The sequence below is a fragment of the Paraburkholderia susongensis genome (genome assembly GCF_900177725.1).
In the GTDB taxonomy this organism is placed as follows: domain Bacteria; phylum Pseudomonadota; class Gammaproteobacteria; order Burkholderiales; family Burkholderiaceae; genus Paraburkholderia; species Paraburkholderia susongensis.
Genome location: NZ_FXAT01000010.1, coordinates 1 through 23,828, shown reverse-complemented (window position 1 = coordinate 23,828; position 23,828 = coordinate 1). Strand labels below are relative to the sequence as shown.

The window sequence follows — 23,828 nt, the reverse complement described above, 5'->3', positions numbered from 1 at the left end:
CTCATGCGCGACCGGCTGTTCCGGTTTAACGACCGATCATAACGCGCACGGACGCGCTCCGTGCGGTGCGGCGCCGCTGCACGCGGCCGGCGACAGGCTCACAATGGAGGGTGAGCCGGTAACGGTATCGGCGTCGTGTTTTGGGCTGCTCGAGCAGGTTGCAGCCAGGGAGAGTCATGATGAGCGGAATGGGCGGGATCGCGCGGTCGGTGCTGATCGCGGCGGGGTTGACGATGGGTGCCGCCGGGCTGGCTGGTGCGCAGCAGTCGGGCAACCCCGGTGGTGGAACGGGAGGCGCCGGCGGCGTGCAGTCGGGCGGTGTCAACGGGGTGGGCAGCGCGGGTATGGGCGCGGCGGCGGGAGCGGGTCTCGGCGTGGGCGGCGGCGCGAGCCCGGGCGGTGCTCCGCCGGCGGGCACGGCGTATGGCGCTGGCGCGGCCGGAACGGGCCCGGTGCTCAACAACATGCGCGCCAACGGCACGGCCCTTTACATGAGCCCCAATCCGCGCGCGCCGAACGTCTCCGGCAGGGCGGCGCCGACCCCCTAGCGCGCCGCTCGGGACGCCATGCGTATGAAGCGCCGCGCGCCGCGGATAAAATGCAGGTCCAGTCCGGCAACAGGGAGCAGCAGATGGCGCACGGCGAGCACAAGTACCACGTATCGGTGCAATGGACGGGCAATCGCGGCAGCGGCACGTCCGGCTATCGCGACTACAGCCGCGATCACGTGATTTCGTCGGGCGAGAAGCCGGACATTCCGGGTTCGTCCGATCCGGCCTTTCTCGGCGACGCAAAGCGCTGGAACCCCGAGGATCTGCTCGTCGCATCGGCGAGCGCGTGTCACAAGCTGTGGTATCTGCATTTGTGTTCCGACGCGGGCATCGTCGTGCTCGACTACCGCGACGACGCCGAAGGCACGATGCTCGACAGCGCGCAGCAAGGCCGTTTTTCGCAGATCGTGCTGCGGCCGTGCGTCGTGATTCGCGCGGGCGGCGACCTCGAAGCCGCCACGCGTCTGCATCATGTGGCACACGAGAAGTGCTACATCGCCAACTCGGTCAACTTCCCGATTCTCTGTGAGCCGCAGGTCGAAGCGGATGCGCGGGACGCGCGCTGAAGCACGTCCGCGAGGTCATGCGTTGTCCTGGAGTTGGGCATCGCAGCGACGGCGGGTTGGTGGCGAAGGGATCGGGTCGCTGGACGGGCGCCGGATTTTTGCCGGTCCTCGCTCAACCGCGTCTAACACAAACCTTTTGACTCAACGATTGCCGTCGAGCAGATCGCCGAGCAGTTCGTCGAATGCGGCCTGGGCGTCTTCGAGTTCCTGCAACGCGGCGTCGAAAGTTTGCAGCGCAAACTGCGAAGGTTTGCCGCTGCCGGCAGGCGGAAATTGCGATTGCAGCGACGCAAACGCCGTCTGCACCCGCTTCGTCGCGGTCAATACGCGTTCCATTGCGGCGGTTTCTTCGGCTCGCGCCTTTTCGTGGTCCATGAAAACTCCGGTTCGTCTGGTTTCGTTCGATTTTGTCGGCTCGGCTCGGCTCGGCTCGGCTCGGCTCGGCTCGCGCCGCGTCAGGAGGGACTATGCCACGTTCGCGCTCATGAGAGCGGCAGGCCGCCATACGGCTTCACTTCGCGCAACGATAACGCCGATTCCACCGAGGTAACGCCGGGCAGGCAGCGCAGTTCGTCGCGCATGAACGCGCCGTAGTCGTCGAGATCGCGCGCGACGATCTGCAGGACGTAATCGGCGCTGCCCGACACGTTATGGCACGACAGGATGCGCGGGATCGCCTGCACTTCGCGCTCGAAGCGGGTCGCCGTCGCGCGGTCGTGCACCGCAAAGCGCACGTGGACGAACGCGACCACGCCAAGGCCGAGCGCCGTGCGCGACAGCATCGCGCGGTACTGGTCGATATAGCCGTCGTTTTCAAGGCGTTTCAGACGCCGTGCGCACGGCGTCTCGCTGAGGCCGACCGTTTCGGCGAGCCGCGCATTCGACATGCGGCCGTCGTTTTGCAGCGCGGCGAGGATCGCGCGGTCCGTCTTGTCGAGGTCGTCGGCGGGCATGGTTCGGGGTGCTCGTTACGGGTTGGGGGAAAGCGCTGTCTTATGGGGAGATCTTAGCGTATTCCTCTGCGAATGATGTCTGCCGCCCAGTAATTCGCCAGCAAACCCTCTGTCGCCGATAGCAAGATAGAGCCTCGAAAAACAAGGGGGCTACCATGATTTCCACTCACCTGCTGGCCGTTTATATCGCAGCGTTGTTCGTCGTTTATGCGGTGCCCGGACCGGACATGGCGCTGATTCTGCAAACCAGCATTGCGCGCGGCGTGCGCAGCGGCTTCGCGGCCGCGGCCGGCCTTGGGCTTTCGCGTGCCACGCACGTGACGCTGTCCGCATGCGGCATGGCCGCGCTGTTGCGCAACGCGCCGTGGTTGTATGACGCGGTACGGTACGTCGGCGCGGTTTATCTCGCCTGGGTCGGAATCCAGATTTTTCGCTCGCCGGGGTTTGCGTTGCCTGCGGAGGAACGCGGGGCCGCGGGTGGTGCGAAGGGTAGTGCTGTAGGTAGCGCGGCGCGTCCGTTGCGCACCGCGTTTGTCAAAGGCTTGCTGACGAATCTGCTGAACCCGAAGGCGCTACTGTTCTGCTCGGTATTGCTGCCGCAATTCGTGCGGCCGGAAGCGGGGCCGGTCGCTTTGCAGATGGTCGAGCTGGGGCTCGTGCTGCTCGTGATCGGCGCATGCTTCGACGCGCTGTATGCGCTCGGCGCCGCGCGCATCGCCGACTGGATGCGCGCTCATCCGCTCGCGCAGACCTTGCAGCGCTGGACGTTCTCGGCGGCACTGATCGGCTTTGCGCTGCGGCTCTCGCTGGATTGACGGGAGGCGAGGCCAGCACCCGGGCGCGAGCTGCGAGAAAGATCAACGAGCGAGGATCAACGAGCGAAGCCCGACGACGCGCGCCGCGAATCGCCGGCGCAAACCCGCCCCCGAAGACCCCGGCAGCCCGAACCGCCTGCGCCCTTTACTGCATACCGCCCAGATAGTCGAGCTTGCCGAGTTCGACACCGTTGTGACGCAGAATGTCGTAGGCGGTCGTGACGTGGAAATAGAAATTCGGCAGCACGAAACCGAACAGATACGACAGGCCCGTGAACTCGACCGGACCCGGCCGCAGTTTCAGCGTGATGGTGCGGCTTTCCGAACCGTCGATCTGCGCCGCGTTGAATTCCTTCAGATAATCGATCGTCTTTTGAAGGCGGGCCTGCAATTCGTCGAAAGTCTGTTCGACGTCTTCGAATTTCGGCGCTTCTACACCGGCGAGGCGCGCCGCGCAACCCTTCGCGGTGTCGCTTGCGATATAGACCTGACGTACGAGCGGCAGCATGTCCGGCGCGAGCCGGGCATTCGTGAATACGGTGGGCTCGATCTGCTTCGCGGCGGCGTGCGCTTCGGCTTTGCCCAGAATGGCCTGCAGGTTCGTCAGGCCGCGAATCAGCACGGGCAGTGATGCTTGATACATCGAAATTGACATGGGTCCCTCTGATTTTCTCGATCGCGCGCAGGCGGCACGCGAGTCAATGGAACGGCTGAAATGCCGCTCCAGCATCATAGCGCGACGCGTCCGTGATGCGCATCAGCCATTCGGCTAACTGCCGCGCACCCCGGAACTGTGTTCGAATGCTTTGGTCGGACGGTTTGACAAAGCCCTTGATGAACAACCTGCCGCCGTTGTGTGAAGTCGCTGCGTGAAGTCAAACGCGGCAATGCGCGCGTGCAGGCGCGTGGCGTGCTTGCGAGCCGCCAGGCCGCGGTCGTGCATGATCGCGTGTGCCGCCACGCTAACAGGAGAGTCGACACCATGATCAATAAGCACCCATTGCCAGGCAGCGAGCGAACGATCGAGCAAGGCACGAAGGTTATCGGCCAATGTGATCCGGCTGAACGGATCGAGGTTTTCGTCATGCTGCGCCGCCGGCAGCAGGCGAAGTTCGATGCATTGATGAGCCGGATCGAAGCCGGCGATCCGAGCGTCAAGCCGCTCACGCGCGAGGCGCTCGCAAAAGACTACGGCGCCGCGCCGGACGACATCGCGAAGGTCAGGGCGTTCGCCGCCGCGCACGGGCTCACGGTCGCGCGCGAAGATCCGGCGGCGCGCTCGGTCTTGCTGAGCGGCACGATTGCGCAGTTCCAGAGCGCGTTCGAGGTCAAGCTCGAGAACTATCAGCACCATACGGCCGGGCAGTTTCGCGGCCGCACCGGCACGGTGAGCGTGCCGGACGACCTGCACGGCGTCGTCGAGGCGGTGCTCGGGCTCGACAACCGGCCGCAGGCGCGGCCGCACTTTCGCATCCGGCCGCCATTCGCGCCGGCGCGCGGTCATCAGGCGTCGTTCACGCCGCTGCAACTTGCAGCGCTCTACCAATTTCCGCAGGGCGACGGCGACGGCCAGTGCGTCGGCATCGTCGAACTCGGCGGCGGCTATAACACGTCCGATCTCAAGGCTTATTTCGCGAGCCTCGGCGTGGCCTCACCGACGGTGAAATCGGTTGGCGTCGATCAAGGCGGCAATCAACCGAGCGGCGACCCGAATGGGCCGGACGGCGAAGTCACGCTCGACATTGAGATCGTCGGCGCGATCGTGCCGCGCTCGACCATCGCCGTCTACTTCACGCAGAACAGCGACGCGGGCTTTATCGACGCGGTGAGCCGCGCGGTGCATGACACGGTCAACAAGCCCTCGGTGATTTCGATCAGTTGGGGCGCGCCGGAGTCGGTCTGGACCAGCCAGTCGATGCAGGCGTTCAACAGTATCCTGCAATCGGCGGCGGCGCTCGGCGTGACGATCTGCGCGGCGTCGGGCGACAGCGGTTCGAGCGACGGCTCGGGTGGCGGCGATCAGGTCGACTTCCCGGCATCGAGCCCGTACGTGCTCGCATGCGGCGGCACGAGCCTCACGGCGTCGGGCTCGTCGATTACGCGCGAGGTGGTATGGAACGACGGCCAGCAGGGCGGCGCGAGCGGCGGCGGGGTGAGCCGGGCGTTTCCGGTGCCTGCGTGGCAGCAGGGCTTGTCGGCGACGTTGTCGGGCGGCGGCAGCGAGCCGCTGAGCGGGCGCGGCGTGCCGGACGTGGCGGGCGATGCGTCGCCGGTCACCGGCTACAGCGTGCTGATCGACGGCACGCAGACCGTGGTCGGCGGCACGAGCGCGGTCGCGCCGCTGTGGGCGGGGCTGATCGCGCGCATCAACGCGGCGAAGGGGCAGCCGGTCGGCTTCGTCAATGCGAAGCTCTACAAGGCGCAGGGCGTGTGCAACGACATCACCCAGGGCAACAACGGCAGCTTCGCCGCATCGGCGGGCTGGGACGCTTGCACGGGACTGGGCAGTCCGATTGGTCAGAAGGTGGCGGGCGCACTATAGTCAGCAACAGTCTGGTCAACAGCAGTCTGCGACATACGGCATACCGCAGGTAGCGGATGCAGAGCCAGGATGTAAAGAGAGGACGTAAAGCGAAGACTTCAAGCAGGGCCGCACAGCATTAAAACGAACCCATGGAGCGATCATGACGAACACAGAGTCAGCTTCCGGTAGTCAGCATCCGTCTCACAACGCGCCTGCCGCGGCCACGGCAGGCGCGGCGGGCGCCACCAGCACGCCGCACAAGATCCAGGGCGGCGACCAGCCGCTCTTCGATCCGGTCGCCTACGGTAACGGGCCGGACGATTCGGTTACCGAAACAGCCGAGACTGCCGCGATCACACATCATTCGATGACGATCGGCGGCCACAAGATCAATTACACGGCAACGGCGGGGCATCTCGTGATCGTCGATCCGAGCAGCTCGCAGCCCGAAGCGCGAATGTTCTACGTCGCGTTCACGCAGGACAACCAGAAGGAAGAAACGCGGCCGGTCACGTTCTTCTATAACGGTGGCCCGGGGTCGTCGTCGGTGTTCGTGCTGCTCGGCTCGTTCGCGCCGCGCCGCATCAAGACGTCCATGCCGGGCTTCACGCCGCCTGCGCCGTACTCGATGGAAGACAATCCGGACAGTCTGCTCGACAGGAGCGACCTCGTCTTCATCAATCCGGTCGGCACCGGCTATTCGGCGGCCATTGCGCCGAAGAAGAATCGCGACTTCTGGGGCGTCGATCAGGACGCGGATTCGCTCAAGCAGTTCATCAAGCGCTTTCTGACGAAAAACAACCGCTGGAATTCGCCGAAGTATCTGTACGGCGAATCCTACGGCACGGCGCGCAGTTGCGTGCTCGCCTATCGCCTGCACGAGGACGGTGTCGACCTGAACGGCATTACGCTGCAATCGTCGATTCTCGACTACACGCAGGCCGGCAATCCGGTCGGCGCGCTGCCCACGGCGGCCTCGGACGCCTGGTATCACAAGAAACTCGGCGTCGCGCCGCGGCCGGCCGACCTTGGCGCGTTCGCCGAAGAAGTCGCGCAGTTCGCGCGCACCGACTATCTGGCCGCGCTGCGCAAGTTTCCGGCCACCGACTCGGCGACCGTCGAAAAACTCAGCGAATACACGGGCATCGACAAAACGACACTGCTCGCGTGGAGCCTCGATATCGCGGGCTACGACAGCCGCGGCAATTCGCTGTTCCTGACCACGCTGCTCAAGGCGCAAGGTCTCGCGCTCGGCGAGTATGACGGCCGCGTGACCGCGATCGACACCGGCATCGCCGGCAAGATCGACCCGAACTCGGGCGGCAACGATCCGACGATGACCGCCGTCACCGGCGTCTATACGACGATGTGGAACGTGTATCTGAACGAGCAGTTGAAGTACACGTCGAATTCGTCGTTCACCGATCTCAACGATCAGGCGTTCAAGTATTGGGATTTCAGCCATATCGATCCGACCGGCGCGCAGAAAGGGGTCGACTCGAAGGGCAATATCATCCTGTACACGGCCGGCGACCTCGCGGCCGTGATGGCGCTCAATCCCGACCTGAAGGTGCTGTCGGCGAACGGCTTTTTCGACTTCGTGACGCCGTTCTACCAAACCGTGCTCGATCTCCAGCAGATGCCGCTGCTCAGTCAGCAGGTGCGGCAGAATCTGTCCGCGCGGTTCTATCCGTCGGGGCACATGGTCTATCTCGACGGCGGATCTCGCACTGCGCTCAAGGCCGATCTCGCGCATATGTACGAGGACACGGTGTCCAATGTGCAGGCGCTCGGCCGGATTCGCGCGTTGCAGGCGCGGGTGGCGAAGTAGTGGCGAGCTCAGGCGCTGTGCGTCGACGCGGGAGAAAAGGCGCAGGGGTGAAACACTCGTCGTGAAGATCGAGAGGCGCAGACGGGCGGCGCGTTTGGGTAGTGGCGCCGCCGTCGCCATCATGCTGGCTCGCACCTCGCACCTCGCACCTCGCGCTTGCGCACAAGCTTCTACCTTCGTCCGCCTGCCGCGCGGGTCTGCAATGGAAGGCACTTTCCAGCCGGCGCGGCAGTCCGCTAATGCGTATTTCATGAGCCTGTTATCCCACCCCGCGCATCACGCCCGAGCCCGGCTTTTGTACGTAAGCATATTGAATGTGTTTTAATTGCCCCGCGAATTGAACTACCGCGCGCCTCAGCCGGCGCGCCGACGAATGAATGCAGGCATGGCAGACACGCGTCGCACCCGCCTTTTTCGCGACGTAACCCGCAGCAACGGCAAGGCCAACGCGCCGGCGCCCGCGCGCGCGAACGATTTCACCCGCCCCGCCCGGAGGGCGCGGCGTGCGCTGCTGCTCGGCGTGACCGCGCTCCTTGCGTTGCGCGTCGGCGCCGCCGCCGCGCAGAACAGCACGATGCTCGACGAACGCGTCACGCAGCAATCGGTCGGCGAAACGATTTGCCGTCCCGGTTACGCGGACACGGTCGCGCCGCCCTTCGACGAACTGATGGCGCACAGGGATCGCATGCTGGCCGCGCGCGGCATCGATGCGGACGACAGCGCCGCGTTCGCGCTCGACCGGCGCGTGCCGATCCTGCTTGGCGGCTCGCCGGACTCGCCCGCCAATCTCGATCTTCTACCGTGGGCTGGCCCGCAGGGCGAGCGCCGCAAGGCGCGCGCGGTGGTCATGCTCAAGCACTGCGTCTGCGAAGGCAAGCTGAGTCTCGCGCAGGCGCAAGCGGCGATCGTCGGCAACTGGTCCGCGGTTTATTCGGGTTTCGGCCGGACGACCTGTGACGTGAGCCGGCTCGATCTCGCAACCGGAGACGATAACACCGGCGCAAGCGACGGCCGGCGAGGCGAGGAGCGCGAGCGCGCGCGTTGAGCGCGTCGTTCGAAGCCGCGCGCGCGTCCCGCCGCCCGGATCGATTCGTTCCCTTGCGCGCGCGCTCGCGAGAATCGGCCTTGCATGTGTGCGTGCGCGTCGTCGCCGCTGTCGAAAGTTCGCAATTCGCTATTCCCATTTTTTCGGAGAAACACCATGACCCATTCCCGTCTAGCCGCCGTGGCACTGACCATCGGCTGCCTGTGCGGCAGCAGCGCCGCCTTGGCTGCCCCGCCCGCGCATTGCGCGAGCGCCGATTCGCTCGTGATTCGCGGCGACGTGCCGGCGGCGATCAGCTTCGACGTGTACCGGCAACTGCGTCCGCTGAGCGCGCAGCGCGTCGCGTTGTTCCAGGCGGCGGGCGAAGTGAAGCACTTGCCCGATGGCCTGCCCGTGTGCCAGATCACCGATGACGGCGTCGACGATCCGTCCGCGGTGCTGATCCGGCTGCCGCAGGGCAAGAATGCGTGGTGGGTGAGCGCGTCGAACGTGCAAGCGGCGGACTGATCCGCTCGATCAGCCCGCCTTTTGCGCCAGTCCCCGCAGGACGCCAGCGGCGACGCGCTCCGCGCCGGGCCATGGAACTTGGCGCTTGACGCCGCGATGAGCGGCGGCCGCGCTGGCCAGGCAAGCGCTGTACTGAATGAGCCGTTGTTTTTCTATTGTTGACGCGGCTTATTCAGGTACAGTGCATTGACGAAGACGTTTCGCCGTTTCCTGCGACTCCGGTGTGACATTGCCGTGACCCCGTCTCACAGCGCTTTCCGTGTCGCAGATGGCTCCACACAACAGAACGAGATTCGCCGAGGAGATTTGAATAATGGCCCTCTATCTGTCATTGCTCGCTTTGGGCGTTGCCGGCGCGGCCGTGATCCGTGAACTCGCCGCCACTCAGGCGAAACAGCGCGCTGCGCTGCGGCCGGTGCGCAGCGAAAGCGCGGATCGTCAGGCAGGCCGCGACGCGCGTCGAGGGTAGGCCGCATGAACCTGACCGTGCGCAATATCGCCGAATCATGCAGCGAGCAGGAAGTGCGGGAATTCCTCAAACACGAATTGGGGCATTACGCGAAAAACGTCGAGGTGGTGGGCGCCGGCACACCGGGCGCCTATGCGACGGTCGAACTGGACGCCGACGTGCCGTATGTCGGCGACGTGATCGCGCGGCAGATCCATGGCCGGCATCTGGGCGGCCAGCCGCTCGAAGCGAGCGCCGATTTGTTCAGCGACGAACCGCCCGCCGCGCAATGAGCGGCAGCGGGCATGCGCGAAGCACCGCGCGCGCATTGCGTTTCTACCGCGGTATTTCAGCCGCCCGCTCGTCGTCTCTCCTCACGCTTTTCAGGTTTTAATCAGCCCGCGCCGGCCAGTCGAATGGCGTGTACGGCAGCGCCCGCTTGTGACGCGTTGCCTCGTAGAATCGCAGGATCACGGCGCGTGCGGCATCGCTGACCGGTTTGCCTTCGAGGAAGTCGTCGATCGTGTCGTACGGTATGCCGTACGCGTCTTCGTCGGGGCGAAGCGGGCGCAGCATTTCGAGGTCGGCGGTCGGCACCTTGTGCGCGAGCGCCTCGGGCGCGCCCAGCGCCTTCGCGACCGCGCGCACGCGGCGTTTGTTCAGCCCGGCGAGCGGCAGCACGTCGGCGCCGCCGTCGCCGAACTTCGTGAAAAACCCCATCAGCGATTCGGCGGCGTGGTCCGTGCCGATTACGACGCCGCTCCGCGCGCCGGCCACCGCGTATTGCGCGATCATGCGCTGCCGCGCTTTGATATTGCCGTGCACGAAATCCCGATGCGATTCGTCGTTGAATGACACGCGGCTTTTATCGAGCGATGCGAGCATTGCGTCCGCGGCGGGTTTGATATCGATTGCGAGATTTTCGTCGGCGCGAATGAAGCGTAATGCCTGCTGCGCATCCGCCTCGTCACGTTGTTCGCCGTAAGGCAGACGTATTGCGACAAATTGCGCATTGTAATTATTCGTGCGCAACCGTTCGACGGCGAGTTGCGCGAGACGTCCGGCCGTTGTCGAGTCGACGCCCCCGCTAATGCCGAGCACGTAAGTTTTCAGGCCGCTGCTGCGCAGGTAGTTCGCCAGAAAATCGACCCGGCGCTCGATTTCACCGCTGGCGTCGAATTCCACGGCGACGTGCATTTCGGCCGCGATGCTTGCCTGGTGGGTGGCTGGATCGTGTTGGACCATGATTGTTACGACTCCTCGTGCAAAACAGTTAAACATCGAGCCGCGCCGCGGCGGCCGTGGAAGGTTTTTTACCGGATGAACCGATCGATCGTTTCAGGATTTTATTGCGGCTATTTGATTTAAATCACGTATTAGCGGAATTCTGCTTGACACGTGAATTACCGAAAATCATCAATGATTACGGCGGGATTCGGAAATTGACAGTATTTTCATCGACAGGCCGTAATGTGCTGAGTAATATCGTCGTTCCGCGCGCTGCAGTAAACCGGCGGGCAATCAATAATAATCATGTTTGCTCTGATACGCGATGAACTACCCGGATCGGCCAGGCCAGCCTGGATTGGAGCGTCTGACATCGGCCCCGGTGGTTCGTCGGTGCGAAATGATGGGGCGGCCGTTTCAACACATGGCGCTGCGCGCGCTTCGCGGCGCGCGCAGCGTTCGTAACCTGAGGCGCGCCATCGGCGCGGCTGAGTGGGCGTTGCTGTGCGTATTGTGGTGCGCGTTGTCGGGCACGGCAGCGATGGCGGCGCCGGGTCACGCAGCGGCCTCCGCGCCGGGGGCGGCGAAGACCGTGGCGCTGCCCGCCGTGGCGGCGCATTCCGCAAACCGGCCGTTGGGCCCGATCAACGCGTCCGCGGTTGCCGCGCCCGACGCGGCCGGCGTCGTCGATCCGCAGCGTGCGTTCCTGCTGCGCGACGTGTTCGCGCACGACGTGACACGCCGGCTCAAGGTGCCGGCCGCGGAGCAACGCGCATACGCCGACCGGCTCGAGGCGGCGCTCGACGAACAGACGCTCGGCAATCTGTCGGGCGAGTACGTCGTGCTGGTCGATCGCAACGTGAACGTGCAGGCGCTCTTCGTCTATTTCCGCGCGGTGCCGGCCGATCCCTGGCAGATGATCGGCGCCTCGCCGGTGTCGACCGGACGGCCCGGCGAGTACGACCACTTCATCACGCCGCTCGGCGTGTTCGAACATACGCCCGACAACATGGATTTCCGCTCCGAGGGCACGCAGAACGAAAACCATATTCGCGGCTACGGCAGGCGCGACATGCGCATCTTCGACCTCGGCTGGGCGCAGGGCGAACGCGGCTGGGGGAAGGGCGGCATCTCGCAGATGCGCTTCCAGATGCATGCAACCGACCCCGACCGGCTCGAGTCGTTGCTCGGCATTCGCCATTCGAAGGGCTGCGTGCGGATTCCCGCGTCGCTCAATACGTTTCTCGACCACTACGGCATTCTCGACGCCGAATACGCAGCGCTCGTCGATTCGGGCAAATCGCTGTGGGTGCTGAAAAGCGATCGGCAGATCATGCCGTGGGCGGGGCGTTATATCGTCGTCGTCGATTCGCAGCGCAAGGGGCGCCCGGCGTGGTCGCCCGCGCCGGGCGCGGGTGCGCGCGCGCGGATGCCGGCTCATGCGGATACGGCGGATTGAGGTGCGGGCACGCCGTCTCAGTTGCCCACCGCACCGTATCTCACGACCGAGCCAGCAGCACTCCCACCAGCGCAACGACAAACCCGGCGATCTGCACCGGCAACAGCGTTTCGCCGAACCCCAGATAACCTTCGAGCGCGGCGAGCGGCGGCGCGAGAAACACCAGCGCGGTCGCGCGTGCCGCGTCGCCGCGTCTGACCATCCACACGAGCAGCGTGACGCTGATGCCGGAGAGCATCACGATGCCCCACGCGAGCGATGCCCACAGCGTCGGCGACGCGGTCCAGCGATGCTCGCCGAGCGCAAGCGCCAGCACCCCCGCGACGATGGCCGCGCCGGCGTTCTGCACGGCGCTCGCGCTGCGAATATCGGTTTTCGCGAGCGCGGTCTTCTGGAACAGCGTCCCCGCCGTGATCGAGGCGACCGCGGCGATCGACACGAGCACGACGAGCCACGCGGGCGCGTTGCCATGCGTTGGCGGGGTCGTCGCGGCGAGCTTCGGCGCAAGCACCAGCACGACGCCGGCGAGGCCTAGCGCCATGCCGGCCCAGCCACGTCGCGACAGCCGCTCGCCGAAGAGCGGTGCGGCGACGGCGGCGGTCGCGAGCGGTTGCAGTGCGCCGAGCAAGGCCATGACGCCCGCGCTCAGGCCTTGGGCGACGGCCCAGTAGCCAGCGCCGAGATAGACACCCTGCAGCAGTGCCCCCGCGGCCAGGTGTTTGCCGAAATCGCTGCGGCGTGGCCACGTCGCGCGGGAGAGGAGCGCGGCGAGCGTGAAGACGAGCGCCGTGCCGCCGAAGCGGGCGAGCAGAAAGAGATTCGGGTCGGCGTAGGGCGTGATCGCGCGAGCGACCACGAAGCCGGTCGACCACAGTACGACAAAGACGGCAGCGATGAAGGAAGCGAGCATTGAGGCGGCCATTGACGCGGACGGCGTGAAAAAGCCGCCATCTTGTCGTCAGACGTGACGCGCGTCTTGTTCGAAGCTGCAATTGATTGACGTGCGGCGCGGAGTGGACTTCACCACATCAGCAACATCGCCCCCGCACCGAGCGCACCGCCGCATAGCACGCATCCCCACAGCAGCTGGCGCGTGCGCCGGTATTCACGGGCGAGATCCGCGAGCAGCTGCGCGTTCTGCTGCGGCGTGCGGGCGCGATCGTGCTGCTGCTGGAGATAGCGCACCGCCAGTTGCGGCACGCGCGGCAGCATATGCGCGAGATGCGGCAATTCATGCGAGATGTGTCTGAGCCAGCCGCGATGGTCGATATCGCGCCGTGCGAGATCGGCGAGCACGCCGCGCGCGATGTTCCATGTATCGACACCCGGATGCAGCGCGCGCGCCAGCATCTCCGCCTGCTGGAACGAGCGCTGTGCGGTGGCGAGCCGGCCGGGCACGTGACCATCGAACGGCAGCACGCCGTGCAGCAGATGATGAAACAGCGAGCCCGCCGAGCGGTCTTCCGGCGCGGCCGCGAAGTGCGCTTCGGCGCGGGTGCGCAACTCGGCTTCGAGCACTTCCGCGCGCGTGTCATGCGGCACGTGCCCGGCGTTGCGATGCATGTCGGCAAGCCGCCCGTAGTCCTGGTCGAAGAGCGCGGTCGCGCCATGCACGAAGAACTCGCGCTCGTCGCTCGAGAGCGTCGACATGATCGAAAATTCCGCGAGCACGAGGCGCCCGAGCGTGTCGGGCTCGATGCTCACGCGTACGCGCCGCGCGTCGAGCGTCGCGTGAAAGAAGCCGTGCTCGAACGCCTGCTCGGTGACCACTTCGACGATCTGCGCGGCGAGCCGCGCGAGCTTGATGTGATGCGCATGCAAGCCGGGCAGGTCGCTCGCCGGCAGCGTGTTGATGCGCTGCATCGTCAGCGTGTGGTCGGTGCACAGATCCCAGATCACGTCGGGCACGGCGATGCGCTTGTCGCCGTCGAAATGGTGGCCGGTCTGGCTCAGGTTTGCGGCTTCTGCGCGCAGATCGAAGCGGCGCAGGATGTCGTCGGTGAAGGTCTGCGCGAGCGCGCGCAGTTGCAGGCGGCTTGCGGTGCGGGACAGTTTTTCGAGCCAGCGCGCGACCCAGCGCAGCAGCGCGAGTTCGTCGCCGATCTGCTGCAACTGCTGCACGCGCACCAGTTTGATCGCCACCTCGCGATGACCTTTGAGCGGCGTTGCGAGCCGCGCGAAATGGGTCTGCTCGGCAAAGCCGCTCTTCACCGGCACGAGGTCGACCGCGCTGAACAGCCCGGCGAGCGGCTGGCCGAAGGCACGCGACAATGCCGCTTCCGACTCGGCCGGCGATAGCGGCTCTTCCATGTGATCGATCGCGTCGATTGCGTCGTGCAGCGTGCCGGTGGCGAGTTCGGGCCGCTCGGCGAGCGTCTGTGCGAAGCGGCTCGCGAGCGGCCCGAGCGCCGGCAGTACGCTGTGCAACTGCGCGCCGCTGCGCTCCGACGCATGCACGCGGCTGACCAGCTCGATCATCCAGTGCAGCTTGTGGTCGGACGGGGCGGCAAGCCAGATCAGGCGCGCGCCGTAACGCAGCGCATGGAACAGCAGCAGTAGACGGCGGAACAGTGGCGGCATTGGCGGTTCGGTCGACGGGCGAGGCGGTGTTCGTGAGGCATCGGCCGGGCAACGGCGGCGGGTGACGCCGCAGGTTCGATGAGCCCAGCGCGTCAAGGTTAGCAGGTCGTGGTGTCCGCTGGCGTGTTACAGCAACGACAGCAACGACGCGTAATACAATACCCCCGCCTTTCCCGATCCACGACGCAACTCAGGCGCGCCGCGTGCGGCCCTTCACCGATGCTCGCAGAACAACGACACCAATACATCCTCGCGCAAGTCGCAAAAAACGGCGCGCTTTCGGTCGCCGAGCTGGTGCGCGAACTGAACGTATCGCGCGAGACGATCCGGCGCGACCTCAACGCGCTGGCCGGCCGCGGTCTGCTCGCGACGACGCACGGCGGCGCGCTGTCGAATGAGCGGCGCGAGCCCGACCTCGATACACGCGAAACCGAGAATGCCGGCGCGAAGCGCGCGATCGGCGAGCGCGCGGCCGAGTTCGTGCCGGACGGCGCATCGCTGATCGTCGACTCGGGCAGCACCACGCAGGCGGTGGCGCGCGCGCTGCTCGACCGGCACCGGCTGACCGTCTACACGAACGACTGGCGCATCGCGCTGCTGCTCGGCCGGCGCAACGACAACCGCGTCACGTTGCTCGGCGGCGAGCTATCCGATATCGAGGACGCGACCTTCGGCCTCGACACGGTCCAGCAGCTTACGCAGTACCACGCGGACTTCGCGTTCATCGGCGCGGGCGGGATTTCGCCCGACGGCTATCTGACCGACTACAGCCGCCTGGCCGCCGAGGTGCGCAGCCGCATGATCGCGGCAGCCGACATGGTGGTGATCGTCGCCGACCATTCGAAGTTCGGGCGCGTGACGCCGGTGCGCATCAACGGCATCGAGTCGGCGCGTTATCTGGTGACCGAACTGGCGCCGGAGCACACGCTCGGCAAGGCGATCGCGGCGCACGGGCCGGAGATTCTGATCGCTTGAGCGCGCGTGCGGGGCTGGTTGCTTCGCGCTCGGCAGAGCTGTCAGCTCAATCCCGGCAGCTCATTTCCAACCCATTCCCCGCCCGCCAAAATCTCGATAAAAAGCCTCCCGTTTCGCTGCAAGATCTCGAGCGGCCGTGCACAATACGCGGCTTTGTCCGGCCCCCGCACGCCGCAAGCGACGCGAGCGCCGCGAGTACGGCAAGCGCGCCGCGCGAACCGCGTACCAGCGAGCACCGCGGCCAACGGCCCGCCCAACGGAATTTCCTCGATCCGCGCTGCATACATCGTCATTTTCGCCATGTACGATCCAGACGGGATCGATGCCCGGAACCTTGCGTTCCAGCCGCGCGGTGGCTTTTGTCATTTGGTTTAATTTGGCGAATTGTGTCGTTTTTTGGAATTCGACAGAATAGTCACGGCGCTGTCATCGAAACCTGTGATTCTTGCCATGCCCGTTCAGGCATGGCGACAGCGCGAGTGTCGTAGGTAAGCTGTCAGTCAGGCTGGACGAGAAGCAGCAAAGTTGTCGGCAATCTGCAATCCACGGAGACCGGCGCGGCAACGGCTGCGGGCAACACACAAGCGGCGCGGCGCGAGCCGCCGTTCAAACACTACAGGTATGGGTTATCCCGACCGTCTGGTTTTTTGCCTTTCGGAGAAAGCGACATGAAAAAGACGAATTCCCTTCACGCCGCGGCCGGCCTCGCGCGCAAACTGCTGCCGGCGCTCGTCGCCGCCGCAGCGTTCGGCACGGCGATGGAGGCCCATGCGGCTGACGCCGTGGTGCTGTACACCGCCGACGGCCTCGAAAATCTCTACAAGGACGTGCTGCCGGCCTTCGAAAAGAAGGAAGGCGTGAAGGTCAATATCGTCACGGCGGGCAGCGGCGAAGTCGTGAACCGCGCGACCATCGAGAAGGATCAGCCGAAGGCCGACGTGCTCGTCACGCTGCCGCCGTTCATCCAGCAGGCCGACCAGAGCGGTTTGCTGCAGGCGTACCAGAGCGCCAACTACAAGAACGTGCCGACCATCGCGAAGGCACCGGATGGCGCGTGGGCGACCTTCGTGAACAACTACTTCTCGTTCGCGATCAACCCCGACGTCACGAAGAACCAGCCGAAGACTTTCGCGGACCTGCTGCACCCCGACTTCAGCGGCAAGATCGCCTACTCGAATCCGGCAACGGCGGGCGACGGTATGGCGGTGATCATCCTGACCTCGTCGCTGATGGGCGAAGACAAGGCATTCGACTATCTGAAGAAGCTCGAGCAGAGCGCCAAGTTCCACACCAAGGGCACGGGCTATCTCGACGTGCTGCTCTCGCGTAACGAAATCGCGGTCGCCAACGGCGATCTGCAGATGGACCTCGACGACGCGGCCAACGGCGGCCTGTCGCTCAAGCCGGTGTTCCTCGCCGCAGCGCCCGGCGGCCAGCCGACCACGTTCCAGCTGCCGTACGCGATCGCGCTGATCAAGAATGGCCCGAACCAGGCGGAAGGCAAGAAGCTGATCGATTACCTGATGTCGACGGAAGTGCAGTCGAAGGTGCCGGACATCTTCGGCATTCCGGGCCGCAGCGACGTGCCGCTCGCGGGCAAGAACGGCGAGGTGGTCAAGCAGGCGATCACGGGCGTGAAGCTGATTCCGGTCGACTGGAACCAGGTGATGGCGAAGAAGGCCGACTGGACCGCGCGCTGGAAGAACGACGTGATCGGCTCGTCGGGCAAGCAGATCGAAGTGGTCAAGCCGAAGTAAGTCGCGGCTGGACTTGCATGGATTCAGGCGGCGTTCTATCGCGGGAGCCGGGGCAAGCCCGACGGCTCGGGCCAGCTACTTGAGCCGGTCGTTCGGGCCGGCTACCCAGGCCGATCCCTCGGGCCGGCCATTCAAGCCGGTTCCTCAGGCGGCTCTTTCGAGCCGATCCCGCGCAGTGCCGCATCAGCTTTAATTTTGTTGGAGGATGACCCCGGTGAATACGGCCAGTCTCGCTCACCCAAACGCGCCTGGCGCTTCACTGGATGCGCTCGACGCCGCGCGTTCGGACGCACCCGGCGGCGTGCAGATCGATCACCTGACGGTGCGCTTCGGCGCGCGCACGGTGCTCGACGATCTGTCCTTGACCATCCAGCGCGGCGAGTTGCTCACCGTGCTCGGCCGCAGCGGTTGCGGCAAGACGACCTTGCTGCGTTTTATCGCGGGCTTCATCGAAGCGGACGGCCTCGCCGGCACGCTGACCGTGGCCGGCCACGATCTCACGCACGTGCCGCCGCACAAGCGCAATCTCGGCCTGCTGTTCCAGAGCTATGCGCTGTTTCCGCATCTGTCGGTATTCGAGAACGTCGCGTTCGGTCTGCGCGCGCGCCGTATTCCCGCGCGCGACGTGGCGCGCCGCGTCGCCGATGCGCTCAAGCTCGTGCAACTCGGCGACGCCGGTCACGTGATGCCCGCGCAACTGTCGGGCGGCATGCAGCAGCGCGTGGCGCTGGCCCGCGCGCTCGTGATCGAGCCCGATGTGCTGCTGCTCGACGAACCGCTCTCCGCGCTCGACGCCAATCTGCGCGCGTCGGTGCGCTCCGAACTGAAGGCGCTACATGAGCGCCTGCCGAATCTGACGATCGTCTGCGTGACGCACGATCAGGACGACGCGCTCGTGCTGTCCGACCGCACACTGCTGATGCGCGAAGGCCGCATCGCGCAACTCGGCACGCCGCAGCAGTTGTATGACACACCGGCCGATGGTTTCGTCGCGCGTTATCTCGGCGCGGCCAATCTGCTGCCGCCGCAGGTCGCGTTCGGCATGGACGACGCGCGCCACAACGAGCGCGAGCGGGTTGCCTGTCTGCGGCCGGAGACGCTGCGCATCGTGCCGCTCGGCGAAGGGCAGTTGCACGGCGTGATCGCATCGGTCGAATGGTATGGCGCGGCCTTGTCGGTGTCGGTCGTGCTCGATGCGCTGCCGAACGACCCCGTGCTCGTCACGATGCAGCGCGGCCACGGCATGACGCCGGAGAAGGGCGCGCGTGTTTCCCTGCGTTACGAGGCTGACGATGTCGTCCTTATCAAGCCCTGATACGTCCAATCCGCTCGGCGCCCCGAGCGACGCCGCTGCCGCCGCGCGCCGTCTCGCGAGCGCCGCCGCGCACACGGCCGCGGTGAAGCGGCGCGAGCGCGTCGCGCAATGGCATCTGCTGTTCATCGCGGTGGTGGTGCTCGGCCCGCTCGTGATCTATCCGCTCGTGCGGCTCGTGATGCTGAGCCTGACCGGCGCGCACGGCCCTTCTATCCACGCGTATTCGACCTTTTTCGGCAATCCCGAAACGCGCGGCGTGATCGGCACGACGCTCGGCATCCTGTTCGCGAGCGCGGGCCTGGCTTCGCTGCTCGGCGTGGCGCTCGCGTCGCTGCTGTTCTTCAAGCCGTTTCCCGGCGCGCGCATGGTCACGCGCTTTCTCGAACTGTTCGTCGCGTTTCCGTCGTTTCTCGTCGCGTTCACGCTGATCTTTCTGTACGGCTCGCAGGGCTCGGTCAGCATCGGGTTGCAGCGGCTCTTCAATCTGCAGGCGCCGCCGCTCGATTTCCTGTTCGGCATCGGCGGCGTGATTCTCGCGGAAGTGGTGTTCTATACGCCGTTCGTCGTGCGTCCGACGCTGGCTTCGTTCGCGCTGCTCGACCGGCGGCTCATCGAAGCCGCGCGCAGCCTCGGCGCGAACGGCCTGATGGTCGCATTCAGGGTGATCCTGCCGCTCGCGTGGCCCGGTATCGCAGCGGGCACGATCCTGTGCTTTCTGCTGACGTTGAACGAATTCGGCATTCTGCTCGTGCTCGGCAGCGCGCATCTGATTACGCTGCCGGTGGCGATCTACAGCGCCGCCACCGTCGATCTCGATCTGCCGACCGCCGCCGCCGGCGCGGTCGTGATGCTGCTGATGTCGTTGTCGCTGTACGCGTTGTACCGCCAGGTCAACCGTCGCAAGGTGAAAGGAGCGGGACATGGCCGTTGAACTCGACCCGACCGTGCTGCCGGTCATGCACAAGAAGGCGCGGCCGGTGCGCCACAGTCTGCTCACGCGCCTGCTGGGCAGCCTCTTTCTCGGCTTCGCCGCGCTGCTGTGCTTCTGGCTGTTCGTGCTGCCGGTGCTGGTGGTGGCTTTGTCGAGCGTCGCCTCGCACTGGTCGGGCACGATCCTGCCCGACGGCTTCAGCATGCGCTGGTTCGAGCGCCTCGGTTCGAGCGACTTCGATGCGCTCACCACGAGCCTCGAAGTCGGCATGGGCGTCGCGGTGCTCGGCACGATGCTCGGGCTGTGGCTGGCGCTCGCGCTCGAAGGACGCGACCGGCGCGGCCTCGGCGCGGTCGTCGATACGATCGCGATGATGCCCAACGGCGTGCCGAGCGTGGTGCTCGGGCTCGCAGTGCTGATCGCGTATCACAAGCGGCCGATCGATCTGTCCAGCTCGGCGGCGATCGTCGTGTTCGTGCAGCTCGCGCTGGTGCTGCCGTTCTGCTACCGGTGCGCCGCCGCCGCGTTGCGCCCGGAGCTGACCGTGCTGCGCGAGGCCGCCGCGAGCCTTGGTGCGCCACCGTCGATGGTGCTGCGCCGCGTCGTGCTGCCGCAACTCGTGCCGGCGATCCGCGCGAGCCTCGCGCTCGGCTTCGCGCTCTCGCTCGGCGAACTCGGTGCGACGCTGACGGTGTATCCACCGGGCTTCGCGACGGTGCCGATCGTCGTGGTCGGGCAGGTGGAACGCGGCTATTACCTGCCGGCTTCCGCGCTGTCGCTGATCCTGCTGCTGGTCTCGCTGGTCGCGCTGCTGCTGATCGCGGCGCGTGCTCCCCGCCGCCGGATCGACTGACTCGACTGACCGGGCCGGCACATCCGCGATCTGACGGACGCGCGCACGCGGCGCACCAACCGGTGCGCATCGATGTCGATGTGGCAAAATTTGTCAAAATGACCGAATATATGCACTCTGCTTCCGTCGATCAGATCGAGGTCGTGCGCCGGCATTCGCTGACGACGCTGGTTCGCGACGAGATCGAGCGGCATATCGTCGATGGCACGCTTGCCCCGGGCGACAAGCTCAACGAAGCCGACTGGGCGGCGCGGCTGCAGGTGTCGCGCGGACCGGTTCGCGAGGCGTTTCGCGCGCTCGAACAGGCCGGGCTCGTGCGCACCGAGAAAAACCGCGGCGTGTTCGTGCGGACGGTGTCGCTCGCGGAGGCGGACGAGATTTACGCGGTGCGCGCGGTGCTCGAAGAGGCGGCGTGCCGGATGCTCGCCGCGCGCATCGATGCGGGCAAGCTCGCGGTGCTGCGCGACTGGCTCGACGCGATGCGTGCCGCGCTTGCGCTGCAGGATCACGATGCGTATGCGCGTGCGAACGTCGCGTTTCACGATGCAATCGTGGCGGCGGCGGGCAACACGAAGCTGTACGAGACGTATCGACGGCTGGTCAGCGAGTTGAGCCTCTTTCGCCGTGCCGCGCTCGTGGTGCGAGCCGACGCGATGGAGCGCTCGCTTGCCGAGCATCGCGCGATTCTGACCGCGCTCGCGTCGCGCGACGCCGAGCAAGCCGCTGCGCTGATGCATGCGCATGTGAATGGCGGACAGCAGCGCGCGCATGTGGCGTGTGAGTCTGGCGAGGCGGCGGGAGCGGAGCGGGTCGCGGCGGCCGCGTGCGTGCGCGGCACGCGCGGAAGGTGACGACGAAGCGGAAACGACGAAGTAGCAACGACAACCGGCAATGACAACCCCAGTGATGGGAAACCCAGTAATGACACACCCCGACCAACGTACGATCGAAGTCAACGGCCGCCACTACCGGCTACCCTCGCAACCGACCGTCGTCGTGTGCGTCGACGGCTGCGAGTTCGCGTATCTGGAGGCCGCGGTCGCGGCCGGCGCCGCGCCGTTCATCGGCTCGATGCTCGAAGGCGGCGCGGCCTTCCGCGGCGACTGCGTGATTCCATCGTTCACGAACCCGAATAACCTGTCGATCGTATGCGGCGTGCCGCCGTCCGTGCACGGCATCTGCGGCAACTACTTCTGGGACCCGGCCGCGAACGGCGGCGCGGGCGCGGCAGTGATGATGAACGACCCCGTCTACCTGCGCACCGGCACGCTGCTCGCGGCTGCCGCCGATGCGGGCGCCGCGGTGGCCGTCGTCACCGCGAAGGACAAGCTGCGCGGCCTGCTCGGCTGGCAGTTGAAGGGCATCTGCTTCTCGGCGGAAAAAGCCGACAAGGTGACGCGCGAGGAAAACGGCATCGACGGCGTGCTCGATCTGGTCGGCCTGCCATTGCCCGACGTGTACAGCGCCGCGCTTTCCGAATTCGTGTTCGCGGCCGGCCTGCGGCTCGCGCAGACGCGCAAGCTCGACCTCATGTATCTGTCGACCACCGACTACATCCAGCACAAATGGGCGCCCGGCACCGAAGGCGCGAACGCGTTCTACGCGATGATGGACGGCTATCTCGCGCAGCTCGACGCGCTCGGCTGGGTGATCGGCCTCACCGCCGACCACGGCATGAACGCGAAGCACGATCCGCAAACCGGCGAGCCGAACGTGATCTATCTGCAGGACGTGCTCGACGACTGGCTCGACGTGAGCACGGCGCGCGTGATTCTGCCGATCACTGATCCGTACGTGGTTCATCACGGCGCGCTCGGTTCGTTCGCGACGGTTTATCTGCCGCGGGATGTCGACGCCGCGTGGGTCATCGACCGCATTGGCCGTCTGCCGGGAGTCGAGGTCGTACTCGAGCGGCGTGCTGCGTGCGCGCGCTTCGAACTGCCTGAAGACCGCATCGGCGACATCGTCGTGATCGGCGCGAAGCATGTCGTGCTCGGCACGCGGCGCGACGAGCACGACCTGTCCGGCCTGACCGTGCCGTTGCGCTCGCACGGCGGGATTTCGGAACAGGAGGTGCCGCTGCTGTTCAACCGGCGCGTTCAGCTTTTGGGTGCAGGGAGTGGCGGCAATGAAGGCAAACGGCTGCGCAACTTCGATATCTTCGACGTCGCGCTGAACCGCGTGTCGCCATCGTGAACATGGCGCTGCGGGACCATTGGGCGTTCCGTGCGGAAAGCGTGGGGACGGTCAGCGTGTGAGAAATGCCGGGTTATCGGATCGAGCCGGCGCCGTTCGGCGGCCTCGAGGATTCGGGGCACGGCGACAAGGAAGGCATTCAGGAAGCGATGAAGAGCGTTATCAATCTGAAGACGTTTTCATTACCGTGGGGGTAACAAGGTGGCATTGAGTCTGGACGATATCCGTTCGCTGTTCGAGCGACATGGCCACCTCGCGTATAGCGGTGAGCCGGTGACGCAACTCGAGCATGCGTTACAGAGCGGCGCGCTGGCCGAGGAGGAGAGTGCGAGCGATGAACTGGTCGCCGCGGCGTTTTTGCACGACCTCGGGCATCTGCTCAATCTGCGAGGCGAAACGCCGACACAGCGAGGCATCGACGATCTGCATCAGTATTTCGCGCTGCCGTTCTTGCGACCGGTGTTATCGGATGCGGTGCTGGAGCCGATTCGCCTGCACGTCGACGCGAAGCGCTGCCTCTGCGCAATCGACGCGACTTACTTCGGGCAACTTTCCGCCGATTCGGTGCGCAGTCTGGAGTTGCAGGGCGGCATCTTCAGTAAGGAGGAAGCGGAGGCGTTCCTGCAAAAGCCGTACGCGGAGGATGCGTTGCGTCTGCGTAGATGGGATGACCGCGCAAAATTAAAGGATCGTGCGACACCTGATCTTGAGCACTATCTGAAGCTGGTTGAACGCGTGATGTGCAGACATGTGGCTGTTTGAGTTGGGGTGTGTGGGATAAATGCGGAGCGCGATGCGCGACTCAGGCTCACTGCGCCAGCATGGCCGGCGTCGATCTTCTTGCGCCGATTCTGATGCGCTCAATCCAGGCCCGAATAACGCTTGCAAGCCCTCTTCGAGGCCGCTAGAATTCCGCTCTTTCGTGCTCCGCACAGCGGGGCATGGGGAAGCGGGAGAGCCAGTCATGGCAGGGCTCTGGCGGCGTGAACGGGGTGACGGATTGTCAGAAACCTGTTGACGGCGCCACGAAGAGACTGCATAATTCCGCTTCTCCGCTGCAGACGCAGCGACGCAAACGAAGCGGTACCGGATAGTGGGTACCGCAGGTGTTGTGACCGATCTTTAAAAACCTACAGCCGATAAGTGTGGGCACTTGATGCGGAATGCGGGCCGGTTCTTTCGGGAGCTGGCTGAAGCGAAAGTATCAAGAGTCTCACACCAAGTATTAGAGGAAGGTTTTCGCCTGTCGCGAGACAGGCAGAAATCCATCGTCAGTACGTTGAGTGAGCGACCGG

At 65.5% G+C, this 23,828-nt stretch carries 24 protein-coding genes and 1 pseudogene; 19 read left to right on the top strand and 6 right to left on the bottom strand.

Features of this window, described 5'->3' with window-relative positions:
- Positions 1 to 176: 176 nt before the first annotated feature.
- On the top strand, positions 177 to 548 hold the full coding sequence (locus B9Z01_RS25010) for a hypothetical protein (RefSeq protein WP_085488031.1): 372 nt from the start codon (positions 177 to 179) through the stop codon (positions 546 to 548).
- An 83-nt stretch (positions 549 to 631) separates the two neighbouring features.
- The gene (locus B9Z01_RS25005) at positions 632 to 1,117 is read left to right on the top strand and encodes an OsmC family protein (RefSeq protein WP_085488394.1); all 486 of its coding nucleotides are present in this window, start codon (positions 632 to 634) and stop codon (positions 1,115 to 1,117) included.
- A gap of 141 nt (positions 1,118 to 1,258) precedes the next feature.
- On the opposite strand, the gene B9Z01_RS25000 is transcribed toward B9Z01_RS25005, so the two are convergent.
- Both B9Z01_RS25000 and B9Z01_RS24995 read right to left on the bottom strand, forming a co-directional pair.
- On the bottom strand, positions 1,259 to 1,492 hold the full coding sequence (locus tag B9Z01_RS25000; RefSeq protein WP_085488029.1) for a hypothetical protein: 234 nt from the start codon (positions 1,490 to 1,492) through the stop codon (positions 1,259 to 1,261).
- Between the two features lie 107 nt (positions 1,493 to 1,599).
- Entirely contained in the window at positions 1,600 to 2,070 is a 471-nt protein-coding gene (locus tag B9Z01_RS24995) for an Lrp/AsnC family transcriptional regulator (RefSeq protein WP_085488027.1), read from the bottom strand.
- A gap of 155 nt (positions 2,071 to 2,225) precedes the next feature.
- On the opposite strand from B9Z01_RS24995, the gene B9Z01_RS24990 reads away from it, so the two are divergent.
- Positions 2,226 to 2,885, top strand: a complete 660-nt coding sequence (locus B9Z01_RS24990; RefSeq protein WP_085488025.1) for a LysE family translocator — start codon at positions 2,226 to 2,228, stop codon at positions 2,883 to 2,885.
- A 145-nt stretch (positions 2,886 to 3,030) separates the two neighbouring features.
- Here the strand turns inward: B9Z01_RS24990 and B9Z01_RS24985 are convergent, their stop codons facing one another.
- Complete coding sequence (locus B9Z01_RS24985) at positions 3,031 to 3,540, bottom strand: DUF1993 domain-containing protein (protein ID WP_085488023.1); 510 nt, start codon at positions 3,538 to 3,540, stop codon at positions 3,031 to 3,033.
- Between the two features lie 327 nt (positions 3,541 to 3,867).
- Between B9Z01_RS24985 and B9Z01_RS24980 the strand changes: the two genes are divergently transcribed.
- The 6 genes from B9Z01_RS24980 to B9Z01_RS24960 all read left to right on the top strand — a co-directional run bounded on the left by B9Z01_RS24980 (position 3,868) and on the right by B9Z01_RS24960 (position 9,533).
- Positions 3,868 to 5,427 (top strand): S53 family peptidase, encoded by a 1,560-nt coding sequence (locus B9Z01_RS24980; protein ID WP_085488392.1) that lies wholly within the window; start codon positions 3,868 to 3,870, stop codon positions 5,425 to 5,427.
- A 142-nt stretch (positions 5,428 to 5,569) separates the two neighbouring features.
- On the top strand, positions 5,570 to 7,240 hold the full coding sequence (locus B9Z01_RS24975) for a S10 family peptidase (protein WP_085488021.1): 1,671 nt from the start codon (positions 5,570 to 5,572) through the stop codon (positions 7,238 to 7,240).
- Between the two features lie 373 nt (positions 7,241 to 7,613).
- Entirely contained in the window at positions 7,614 to 8,285 is a 672-nt protein-coding gene (locus B9Z01_RS24970; protein WP_085488019.1) for a hypothetical protein, read from the top strand.
- A 156-nt stretch (positions 8,286 to 8,441) separates the two neighbouring features.
- Positions 8,442 to 8,792: a hypothetical protein gene (locus B9Z01_RS24965; protein ID WP_085488017.1), complete on the top strand. Its 351-nt coding sequence runs from the start codon at positions 8,442 to 8,444 to the stop codon at positions 8,790 to 8,792.
- A gap of 313 nt (positions 8,793 to 9,105) precedes the next feature.
- Positions 9,106 to 9,261: a hypothetical protein gene (locus tag B9Z01_RS35685; RefSeq protein WP_167387568.1), complete on the top strand. Its 156-nt coding sequence runs from the start codon at positions 9,106 to 9,108 to the stop codon at positions 9,259 to 9,261.
- A gap of 5 nt (positions 9,262 to 9,266) precedes the next feature.
- On the top strand, positions 9,267 to 9,533 hold the full coding sequence (locus B9Z01_RS24960) for a hypothetical protein (RefSeq protein WP_085488015.1): 267 nt from the start codon (positions 9,267 to 9,269) through the stop codon (positions 9,531 to 9,533).
- A 97-nt stretch (positions 9,534 to 9,630) separates the two neighbouring features.
- Here B9Z01_RS24960 and nadE read toward each other — a convergent pair whose 3' ends face one another.
- A complete protein-coding gene (gene nadE, locus B9Z01_RS24955; protein ID WP_085488013.1) occupies positions 9,631 to 10,485 on the bottom strand; it encodes an ammonia-dependent NAD(+) synthetase in 855 nt (284 codons plus the stop codon).
- A 523-nt stretch (positions 10,486 to 11,008) separates the two neighbouring features.
- Between nadE and B9Z01_RS24950 the strand changes: the two genes are divergently transcribed.
- Complete coding sequence (locus B9Z01_RS24950; protein ID WP_085488390.1) at positions 11,009 to 11,926, top strand: L,D-transpeptidase; 918 nt, start codon at positions 11,009 to 11,011, stop codon at positions 11,924 to 11,926.
- 40 nt (positions 11,927 to 11,966) lie between these two features.
- On the opposite strand, the gene B9Z01_RS24945 is transcribed toward B9Z01_RS24950, so the two are convergent.
- Both B9Z01_RS24945 and B9Z01_RS24940 read right to left on the bottom strand, forming a co-directional pair.
- Positions 11,967 to 12,836: a DMT family transporter gene (locus tag B9Z01_RS24945; protein ID WP_085488388.1), complete on the bottom strand. Its 870-nt coding sequence runs from the start codon at positions 12,834 to 12,836 to the stop codon at positions 11,967 to 11,969.
- A gap of 110 nt (positions 12,837 to 12,946) precedes the next feature.
- On the bottom strand, positions 12,947 to 14,506 hold the full coding sequence (locus B9Z01_RS24940; RefSeq protein WP_085488011.1) for an ABC1 kinase family protein: 1,560 nt from the start codon (positions 14,504 to 14,506) through the stop codon (positions 12,947 to 12,949).
- Positions 14,507 to 14,725: 219 nt separating this feature from the next.
- On the opposite strand from B9Z01_RS24940, the gene B9Z01_RS24935 reads away from it, so the two are divergent.
- The 9 genes and pseudogenes from B9Z01_RS24935 (at position 14,726) to B9Z01_RS24890 (ending at position 23,295) form a co-directional block, all read left to right on the top strand.
- Positions 14,726 to 15,481, top strand: a complete 756-nt coding sequence (locus B9Z01_RS24935) for a DeoR/GlpR family DNA-binding transcription regulator (protein ID WP_085488009.1) — start codon at positions 14,726 to 14,728, stop codon at positions 15,479 to 15,481.
- Positions 15,482 to 16,149: 668 nt separating this feature from the next.
- Positions 16,150 to 17,238: a 2-aminoethylphosphonate ABC transporter substrate-binding protein gene (phnS, locus tag B9Z01_RS24925; protein WP_085488005.1), complete on the top strand. Its 1,089-nt coding sequence runs from the start codon at positions 16,150 to 16,152 to the stop codon at positions 17,236 to 17,238.
- A 214-nt stretch (positions 17,239 to 17,452) separates the two neighbouring features.
- Entirely contained in the window at positions 17,453 to 18,553 is a 1,101-nt protein-coding gene (gene phnT, locus B9Z01_RS24920) for a 2-aminoethylphosphonate ABC transport system ATP-binding subunit PhnT (RefSeq protein ID WP_085488386.1), read from the top strand.
- Positions 18,531 to 19,484, top strand: coding sequence for a 2-aminoethylphosphonate ABC transporter permease subunit (locus tag B9Z01_RS24915; RefSeq protein WP_085488003.1), 954 nt, complete (start codon positions 18,531 to 18,533; stop codon positions 19,482 to 19,484). Before phnT ends, B9Z01_RS24915 begins: the two co-directional genes overlap by 23 nt.
- Positions 19,474 to 20,337: a 2-aminoethylphosphonate ABC transport system, membrane component PhnV gene (gene phnV / locus B9Z01_RS24910; protein ID WP_085488001.1), complete on the top strand. Its 864-nt coding sequence runs from the start codon at positions 19,474 to 19,476 to the stop codon at positions 20,335 to 20,337. Before B9Z01_RS24915 ends, phnV begins: the two co-directional genes overlap by 11 nt.
- 98 nt (positions 20,338 to 20,435) lie before the next feature.
- Complete coding sequence (locus B9Z01_RS24905) at positions 20,436 to 21,188, top strand: phosphonate utilization associated transcriptional regulator (RefSeq protein ID WP_085488384.1); 753 nt, start codon at positions 20,436 to 20,438, stop codon at positions 21,186 to 21,188.
- Positions 21,189 to 21,258: 70 nt separating this feature from the next.
- The gene (phnA, locus tag B9Z01_RS24900) at positions 21,259 to 22,533 is read left to right on the top strand and encodes a phosphonoacetate hydrolase (protein WP_085487999.1); all 1,275 of its coding nucleotides are present in this window, start codon (positions 21,259 to 21,261) and stop codon (positions 22,531 to 22,533) included.
- 41 nt (positions 22,534 to 22,574) lie between these two features.
- Positions 22,575 to 22,730, top strand: a pseudogene (locus tag B9Z01_RS24895) (phosphonoacetaldehyde dehydrogenase); the annotation flags it as partial.
- A 4-nt stretch (positions 22,731 to 22,734) separates the two neighbouring features.
- A complete protein-coding gene (locus tag B9Z01_RS24890; RefSeq protein ID WP_085487997.1) occupies positions 22,735 to 23,295 on the top strand; it encodes a phosphonate degradation HD-domain oxygenase in 561 nt (186 codons plus the stop codon).
- Positions 23,296 to 23,828: the final 533 nt, after the last annotated feature.